10 protein-coding genes are annotated in these 8422 nt (G+C 38.9%); all 10 read right to left on the reverse strand.

What is annotated here, in order from left to right; all coding sequences use genetic code 11:
- Positions 1–93: 93 nt before the first annotated feature.
- The gene (locus Q9306_RS06645) at positions 94–972 is read right to left on the reverse strand and encodes a class I SAM-dependent methyltransferase (protein ID WP_306196522.1); all 879 of its coding nucleotides are present in this window, start codon (positions 970–972) and stop codon (positions 94–96) included.
- Between the two features lie 36 nt (positions 973–1008).
- A complete protein-coding gene (locus Q9306_RS06650) occupies positions 1009–1719 on the reverse strand; it encodes an HAD family hydrolase (protein WP_306196524.1) in 711 nt (236 codons plus the stop codon).
- A gap of 143 nt (positions 1720–1862) precedes the next feature.
- Complete coding sequence (gene hypE, locus Q9306_RS06655) at positions 1863–2864, reverse strand: hydrogenase expression/formation protein HypE (RefSeq protein WP_306196527.1); 1002 nt, start codon at positions 2862–2864, stop codon at positions 1863–1865.
- Positions 2864–3976 (reverse strand): hydrogenase formation protein HypD, encoded by a 1113-nt coding sequence (gene hypD, locus Q9306_RS06660; protein ID WP_306196532.1) that lies wholly within the window; start codon positions 3974–3976, stop codon positions 2864–2866. The genes hypE and hypD overlap by 1 nt, the downstream gene beginning before the upstream one ends.
- Positions 3948–4184, reverse strand: a complete 237-nt coding sequence (locus Q9306_RS06665; RefSeq protein ID WP_251229138.1) for a HypC/HybG/HupF family hydrogenase formation chaperone — start codon at positions 4182–4184, stop codon at positions 3948–3950. The genes hypD and Q9306_RS06665 overlap by 29 nt, the downstream gene beginning before the upstream one ends.
- The gene (gene hypF, locus Q9306_RS06670) at positions 4175–6454 is read right to left on the reverse strand and encodes a carbamoyltransferase HypF (protein WP_306196535.1); all 2280 of its coding nucleotides are present in this window, start codon (positions 6452–6454) and stop codon (positions 4175–4177) included. The genes Q9306_RS06665 and hypF overlap by 10 nt, the downstream gene beginning before the upstream one ends.
- Positions 6442–7098, reverse strand: a complete 657-nt coding sequence (gene hypB / locus Q9306_RS06675; RefSeq protein ID WP_306196537.1) for a hydrogenase nickel incorporation protein HypB — start codon at positions 7096–7098, stop codon at positions 6442–6444. Before hypB ends, hypF begins: the two co-directional genes overlap by 13 nt.
- Positions 7098–7454 (reverse strand): hydrogenase maturation nickel metallochaperone HypA/HybF, encoded by a 357-nt coding sequence (locus Q9306_RS06680; protein ID WP_306196538.1) that lies wholly within the window; start codon positions 7452–7454, stop codon positions 7098–7100. Before Q9306_RS06680 ends, hypB begins: the two co-directional genes overlap by 1 nt.
- 5 nt (positions 7455–7459) lie before the next feature.
- A complete protein-coding gene (locus Q9306_RS06685) occupies positions 7460–7888 on the reverse strand; it encodes a hypothetical protein (RefSeq protein WP_306196541.1) in 429 nt (142 codons plus the stop codon).
- Entirely contained in the window at positions 7885–8346 is a 462-nt protein-coding gene (locus Q9306_RS06690) for a HyaD/HybD family hydrogenase maturation endopeptidase (RefSeq protein WP_306196556.1), read from the reverse strand. Before Q9306_RS06690 ends, Q9306_RS06685 begins: the two co-directional genes overlap by 4 nt.
- Positions 8347–8422: the final 76 nt, after the last annotated feature.

The raw sequence follows: 8422 nt of genomic DNA on the forward strand, positions 1-8422 counted from the left end.
TATCCGTTCAGTCTACAACTATTTTTTAGTAATCTAATACTTTTTTCTATAGTCTAAAACATTTTTTTAATGGGACACTAACACCTATATTCCTCATCTTCTTACAACCCCAAAAGTAATTTTCATACTCGGAGCATAGTTTAAAGATGAATTAATGTTAAATACCTCAGAAAATCGTAGTTCTGCTTTATACTGTTCATATGCCTCATTAAATGTAGCCCCTCGATTTATTAAACGTTCAATAAATTCTTCTCTTTCAGCGGGAGCTATACCTAGTCCTTCTTCTTTGAGAGAATCATATAATCTCTGCTTATCTGTTTGGTTTACGTTAGAGTCGAGAAAATTAACTTTATCGCTAACTCGGCAATCAATATTTTTTACACCTAATTTACTTAAGTATGTCGGTAATTTAATCCCAATGTTTCCATCTTTTCCACTTCGTTTTGCATCTTCTTCAAACAGTTTCTGAAGAAAACCAAGCTGCATAATTTCTGATTGATCGTATTCACTAAGATGATACGAAGACATATTAGAGATCCAATGCGGCTCAAAACATATAATATTCCCTTCATTAACAACTGAATGTATCATTTTCTGCAACATTTTTATTGGATCAGTCATATGCAGTAGAAAAGCATGACAAACTGCTATATCATACTTACTCTCTAATTCAATTTCAGTAACATCAGCCACTATAAATTCAGCTTCATATGGAAGGGTTTGAAACAACTTCTTTGCATCATTAATCAATTTCTGCCCTTTATCAATACCTGTATATCTTGAACCTATCGGTAACAATGGTAATAACTTAAGCCCTAAATAGCCATACCCACAACCATAGTCAACGATATGTACAGGCTTAGAAATCTTCCAAACTGAATTCACTAAAAATCCTAAATAGTCATCGTTATAATATAAATCTCTTGTATTTTTCAAATAATCCAACTTTTCATCCCAATAATATTCTTCCAAATTAACACGCTCCCTTCTTTACATTGAATTAGTAATTTAGTTACTCCCTAGCAATATATCACTTATTTCCGTCACATCTGATACGATTGCAATTGGAATATGTGCGGTGGCTTTGGAAATACCCTTTTTGTTTATCCAAATAGCATCCATTCCAGCATCTATTGGTCCAACTACGTCATGGATCCATGAATCACCAATAAAAAGAGTCTCCTCTGGTTTTTTGCCAAAGCGTTCCAATACCATCGAATAGATTTTTGAATCTGGCTTTCTATAACCTAATTGTTCTGCGTGGAATATTGTGTCGCTACTAAATACTTTTGACAATCCCATTTGGATAATTTTTAATTGAGGGTCATATAATCCATTGCTGACTATTCCAAGGTTATAATGTGTTTTTAACTCATTTAATAAGCTTGTAATTGAATTATTTATACCAATGCAAGCCATACCTGTTTTAAAAAACAGTGCATCAATCTCATCAATAACTTCTACATCAGGTGACATGTTAAAATGAGCAAAAGCATGATTCCACCTAGCTCTTCTAAATTCAACTGGGGTTAGTTCCCGGTTCTTAAAACGTTCCAATAAAGAAGTAGGAATATGCAAATTTTTTTCAAGGAATATAGATGCATCAAGGTTTTTTGTTATTGGATGCATTTCAAGAGTCTTAATTAGCCCCGCATGAAACCAAGTGGAATTAAGAAGTGTATCGTCCAAATCGAATAAGAGTAAACTATACTTATTCAAATCTCTCCCCCTCATATCATGTTATTTTCCGCAGTAATAATATTCCAATTCAAGAAAAATCTTTTATATTTTCCTTCTATTATACTACACATACTAATCTCAAAAGCATAAAAAAAACACCTCCAAATAAAGGAGGCGTTTACTTAGCAAATACGTGGGAACATAGTACCCGTTAATCGATTCAACATTCGTTTAGAGCCAATGGGAGTTTCCAAAAGTAACTGTCCTTTTCCTTTGCCAGTAATGCTGCCAATGATGGTAGCATCTTTTCCTTCGGGACAGGATTTTAAAATATCAATTACTTTTTCTTTTTGACTGTCTGCAACGATAAAAATAGCTTTCCCTTCATTTGCAAGATAGAGAGGATCGAAGCCTAGAATATCACAGGCACCATGTACCTCTTGTTTAATCGGCAGCAACCGTTCCTTAATTGTCATCGTAATTTGAAAATCTTCAGCAATTTCTACAAGTGTTGTCGCAAGACCACCTCTTGTTGGGTCTCGCATAATGCGAACCGTCCCGCATTGCTGAAGTACGCTATCAATCATTCTATTTAGTGAGGCGCAATCGCTTAAGGTAGGAGCTGTTATTCCCAAATCTCCTCTTGCTGTTAAGACTGCAATGCCGTGATCACCAATCGTTCCTGAAATGATAATCGCATCACCTTCTTCAAAGGCAAGGCTGCAACCCTTATTTTGTTCATACACGCCAATTCCAGTGGTGTTAATATACACACCGTCGGCACTTCCCTTTTCAACTACCTTCGTGTCACCAGCAACAATCGTAACACCCGTTTTTTTCGCTTCATTCGCCATATCTATTACGATTTTCTTCAAATCAGAAATTGGAAAGCCTTCTTCAATGACAAAGCCGCACGTAAGATAAAGCGGCTTTGCACCGCTCACAGCTAAATCATTAATCGTACCAGCAACAGCTAATTTTCCAATCGAACCGCCTGGAAAGAAAATTGGTTTAATGACAAAGGAATCCGTTGTGACAGCAATGTTTCCAGTCGGGATATGTAAGGATGCCGCATCAAACAATGCTGTATCCTTCTTACCAAATGCAGCTACAAATACATCACGAATGAGACGATGCGTTAATTCTCCGCCATCTCCGTGCGCCAAGTTGATGAACGTTTCCATTACAAACTCTCCCTCATATATTGATAATAGGCAGCGCAGCTACCTTCTGCCGATACCATGCATGGACCGATTGGATTTAATGGTTGACATGCTTTTCCAAATAAACGGCAGTCACTCGGTGAAATCACACCTCTTATGACTTCCCCGCAACGGCATTTTGTTTTCCGCGGTTCTCCTACTTCCACTTTAAACCGCTTTTTTGCATTATACAAATCATATTCTTTCTTTAAATCTAACCCGCTATTTGAAATAACACCGATGCCACGCCATGATTCATCACAAGTCGTTAAATATGTTTCCATCCATTGTTTAGCAACTTTATTTCCGCTGTTGCTTACAACCGATGAATAATTATTTTCAATAGCAATCTTTTCTTGCAATGCTAAATCAATGAGTTTATAAATGGTAGAAAGTAATTCAGCCGTTTCAAATCCTGCGATGCTACCTGACATATTATACTCTTCAACTAAATAGTTATACGACGATTCCCCTAACACAATAGACACATGCCCTGGAAGGATAAAGCCATCGAGTTGTACATCTCCTGCTTCTAGTAAATAGCGCAGAACAGGTTCCACCAATTTCGTAGTCATCCAAATAGAAAAATTTGTAATCCCCTTCTTCTTTGCTTCCCCAACCATTAGTGTAAGAATCGGAATGGTTGTTTCAAACCCAACACCTAAAAAAATGACTTCTTTATCCGGATTTTCTTCTGCGATTGCAAGCGTATCAATCGGAGAATAGACAACCCGAATATCACTCCCAGCAATTTTTTTATCTAACAAGGTTTTGTTCGACCCAGGAACGCGCATCATATCACCAAATGTGCAAATGATACGATTATCTCCATCGCTAAGCGCAATCATTGCATCAATAGACTTTTGATCCGTAACACAGACCGGACACCCCGGACCAGATATTAAATTCACATCAGCCTTTAGGCATTGCTTTACTCCTGTTCTAGCAAGGGCCATCGTATGAGAACCGCATACTTCCATGAAAGCTGGTTTTCGTCCAAACTTTTTTTGAAATTCTTTCGCTTTTTCAAGAACTGCTTCCACAAGTGGCATACATATATCTGGGTCATTCGACTGTTTCAGAATTTCGAGCATCGATCAACTTCCTCCATTCCAACACACTATCTTTTGCATATTGTTCGTCGACAATACTCATCGCTTGACCTGCATGAACAATAACAAAATCTCCTTCTTCTACTTCGGGAATAAAAATAATACCAACAGTCGTTTGTGATCCCATCACATCAACTACCGCCGTATATTCTTTTTTTTCCACAACCTTCGCTGGTACTCCTACACACATGACTTATCCTCCTTTTTTGCCGCTGCAACAGCCAATTGACCGTACGATAAACCACCATCATTACAAGGAACTTGTTCTGGAACATAGACGGTAAACTCTCGTTTCGTTAATTCTTCTCGTAATCGTTTACGTAAATAACGGTTATGTAAACTACCACCGCCTAATACGACGACTTTGCTTCGCTCAGGTTGTGTACTAGCTATCCTTTCTATTGCGGTAAGAATAGACTGGACAACCGTTTCATGAAAACGACCGCTAATATTTCCTGCCTCTTCACCTGCTAAAACGTCACACACAATTTCTTTAATCATTGCTTTCATTTGAATTGTAACAAACTCGTCTTCTATGTATTCATACGAATATGGCTCATGCACGCATGTTTCATCCACTAATTCCGAGAGCAATATCGCTGCCTCTCCGTCATAGCTCGCAATTTTCGTAATCCCGCATAGCGCGCTAACTGCATCAAACAAGCGACCGCATGTACCAGCTTGAATAATATTTATATGGTTTTCTATCATTTTCTTTATAATATGAATCTCTTTCTCTTTATCTGGAAATAGAAGGATTGCTAAGCTTTCTCCTTCTTCCCCAAGCAGGAATAGCAGCATAGCGACCGCATTTCGCCACGGTTCACGAATACACACTTCCCCGCCAGGAAGAGGTGTATATTGCAAATGAGCAAGTCTTTCCACACTGTTGGCATCCCCATAAAAAATTTCGAATCCCCAAATGTTTCCGTCAAGTCCGTATCCGGTTCCATCAAGGATAATCCCATAGACTTTTCCTGTAAGATGGTGTTCCTCCATACATGCGGCCATATGGGCATGATGATGCTGCACTTCGATTTTTGTATGAAATCCTTCAATAAACTGTCTCGTTACATAACCTGGATGCATATCGATAACGGCAATGTCCTGCTTTATATCCATCCATTTCATTAAATGGTTATACTCCTGCCAGTAATGATTCATTGTTTCCATATTTTCTAAATCACCAATGTGCGGTCCGAGAAAGATTTGCTCATTTCTTCCAATTGTAAAAGTTGTTTTCTGTTGTCCACCAAAAGCAACCATTCCATTTGCATCATAACTTGCCGCAAAAGGATCAGGGACATACCCCCTAGCTCTTCGAAAAAAATCGAAACGATCGTCATTTACTTGCACAACTGAATCATCAACAGGATGAAGGATGTCTCGATCATGAACGAGAAAATAATCAGCAATTCCGTTTAGATACGTAAGCGCTTCGTTATCTTTATAGAGAATCGGCATTCCAGAAGGATTGGCACTCGTCATGACAAAGCAACCATTTTCATTATGCTTAAACAACAAGTGATGAAGCGGTGTATACGGAAGCATCACACCAACTGTTGTCATATTCGGCGCTACATTTCCTGCAAGCTTTCCTTCTTTTTTCTTTACAACTACAATCGGTGCCTCTGGATTTTTCAACAAGTTCTTCTCCGCTTCATTCACATAAGCGAAAGCATCAATTGCAAGAAGAGAAGCCGCCATTACCGCAAGAGGACGTGCTGGACGATTTTTTCGTTCTCGCAGCAGCGCCACAGCCCGTTCATTTGTTGCATCACAGCAAAGATGATAGCCTCCGAGTCCCTTTATTGCTAGTATATGTCCCGCTTGTATCAACTTCACAGCCTGTTGAATCGGTTGCTTCGTTTCAAGCTTATGTCCATGTTGATCCAAAAGTGTAACTTTCGGACCACATACAGGACAAGCAATGGGCTGAGCATGATGGCGCCGATTCGTTGGATCTTCATATTCTCTTTGGCAATCAGAGCACATCGCAAAATCCTTCATCGTCGTGTATGAACGGTCATAGGGCAATTCTTCAATAATGGTATATCGCGGTCCACACTGTGTACAATTGATAAACGGATATTCATAACGGAAATTTTCCTTATCATTCATCTCTTGTAAACAATCATCACATACTGCAGAATCGATTGGAATGACAAGCGAAGATGTTCCAGAGCGCTTGCTATCAATAATGATAAAGTCGGTTGCACCAATTGGCTCTGCATCTACTATGGTTATATTGCTAATATGCGAAAGACGAGGCGCTTTACTTTGCAAATCTAACAAAAACTGCTGTACATTCGTCTTCGTTCCTTCAGCTGTAATTTTTACGCCGTCCATATTATTTTGTACCGTTCCTGCTAGATGATATGTATGGGCAAGCTGGTATACAAACGGCCGAAATCCAACCCCTTGTACCCGTCCGCGGATGCTAACGTTTACTGCGTGCATTTTTTATACGCCTCATGAATCCATTCATACCACTCTTCCAGTCCGATTTCTGATCTTGCTGAAAGAGGAATAAGCGTTGAATTTGGGTTAATCTCCATTAAATCCTTCTTCGCTTCCTCCACATTAAAATCAAGATAAGGAAGTAAATCAATTTTGTTCAGAAGAACTAGCTCAGTACGCATAAACATTTGCGGATATTTGGGAATCTTATCATTTCCCTCAGGTACACTAAGAACCGCAACTTTATGATTCTGTCCCAAATCATATCCAGATGGACAGACAAGATTACCTACATTCTCAATAAATAATACATCAATCTCATCTAAATCCAGTTCGCCAAGGCTCGCTACAACCATTCGTGCATCTAAATGGCAGCCGCCATATGTGTTAATTTGGACCGCCTTCGCTCCCATTGCGCGGATACGATCAGCATCTCGCTCCGTTGCCAAGTCTCCTTCAATAACAGCAATACGATAGGATCCAGATAACGCCTTTACCGTCTCCTCTAACAACGTCGTTTTACCAGCTCCAGGAGAACTCATTAAATTAATCACAAGTGTATTTGTTTTTTCAAAAAGATCACGGTTAAATTCAGCCGCTTTATTATTGTTTGTTAATACATCTGTTCGTAACGTTATATTCATCAATCATCGTTCCCCTCATAAGATAAAATTTGAAATGTTTCCCCCGCTAATATCTTGCCAGATGGAATGTTGCAGTTCGGGCACAATGCGATTTTCTGAGTAGGATGATATATCAAACCACATATAACGCATTCTGCCTTCGCTTCCTCTGTATGAATAATTAATTGTGCTGCGCCGCTAAATAGATGCAGATTTTGATCACGAAAAATTTCGAAGGCCATCTGCAATGCCTCTGGCATTGCATTGCTAATTTCCCCTACAATTAATTCAATTTTCTTTATTTGTACAATATTTCTTTTTGCTGCATCCTCTTGCACAAGCTGCAAAATATCTCCCATCAATGACATTTCATGCATCACGATCACCTTTTACTGTTGTCTGTAAAACCAACAACATACATTTGGTCCTTCCTTTTTATCTGTAACCTTTGGACAGATAACTCTCCGCCCAGCGTTTTAAAATCGTAGTCCTTGTCACAAATCGGACATGTCGCCATATGATCATACATACGAACTTGAATGAGATTGGAGCAAAGCGAACAAATACCGCTAATCGCATGAAGCTTTTCTTCATGTGAGAAAACGATAATCGATTTGCCAGAAGCAAAGCGAATTTCCGGGCCAATACCCATTTCATCAACTTTCATCACAGGTACCCATGTAATTCCAAGTGCTCGATCTGCCGCTTCTTCCACTTTTTCTAAATCATCCTTTAAAAAAGGCTCATACACATATTTCACGGTTTGAAATATGCTTCCTGTCACCTCTTTTAAGAAATCAAGACGATTCATGATACATGTCTCCAACGGTTTACTTGATGCATAACTGCTTCCGCTAAGTCTCCTAGTTTTGCCTGGTTCGTTTCCGTTAGTTCTACACCAAGCTCTAATGAAGTGGGCTGCATGCCAAACATTATAATCTTTTTCGGATAGCGCTCTCTGAATTTCGCTGCAAATAGAACTTCCTGAAAACCCATTTGATGAACAGACATCTTTATACCAAAATAAGCAGGAATTTCGTCTCCTTCTAATGAAAGAATGGTTCCCCCTTCTACACCTGCATTAATCGCATCAATAATAATAAGATTTTCTGCTTCCTCAACCGGACCTAGCAGCTTCATCCCATCCGTTAATCCCTCTATAATCTCAACTTGCATATCATCCTTATACGCTTCTTCAAGAAGCGGCAACAAATGAATACCAACACCCTCATCTGTAAAGAGGGTGTTGCCATGCTGTTGAAAAACAATCTAGTCAATAGACAAAAACTAAAAATTTCGATACACTCTCCTCGTGAATGAAATGAAGCGAGGAGAGTTTTTATGT

Origin of the sequence: Bacillus multifaciens (genome assembly GCF_030756675.1) — a bacterium.
In the GTDB taxonomy this organism is placed as follows: Bacteria; Bacillota; Bacilli; order Bacillales; family Bacillaceae_G; genus Bacillus_A; species Bacillus_A multifaciens.

Excerpts from the sequence above, each read along its gene's own strand:
- hypE (WP_306196527.1), bottom strand. The coding sequence starts at position 2,864 with ATGGAAACGTTCATCAACTTGGCGCACGGAGATGGCGGAGAATTAACG.
- hypD (WP_306196532.1), bottom strand. The coding sequence starts at position 3,976 with ATGCTCGAAATTCTGAAACAGTCGAATGACCCAGATATATGTATGCCA.
- Q9306_RS06665 (WP_251229138.1), bottom strand. The coding sequence starts at position 4,184 with ATGTGTGTAGGAGTACCAGCGAAGGTTGTGGAAAAAAAAGAATATACG.
- hypF (WP_306196535.1), bottom strand. The coding sequence starts at position 6,454 with ATGCACGCAGTAAACGTTAGCATCCGCGGACGGGTACAAGGGGTTGGA.
- hypB (WP_306196537.1), bottom strand. The coding sequence starts at position 7,098 with ATGAATATAACGTTACGAACAGATGTATTAACAAACAATAATAAAGCG.
- Q9306_RS06680 (WP_306196538.1), bottom strand. The coding sequence starts at position 7,454 with ATGCATGAAATGTCATTGATGGGAGATATTTTGCAGCTTGTGCAAGAG.
- Q9306_RS06685 (WP_306196541.1), bottom strand. The coding sequence starts at position 7,888 with ATGAATCGTCTTGATTTCTTAAAAGAGGTGACAGGAAGCATATTTCAA.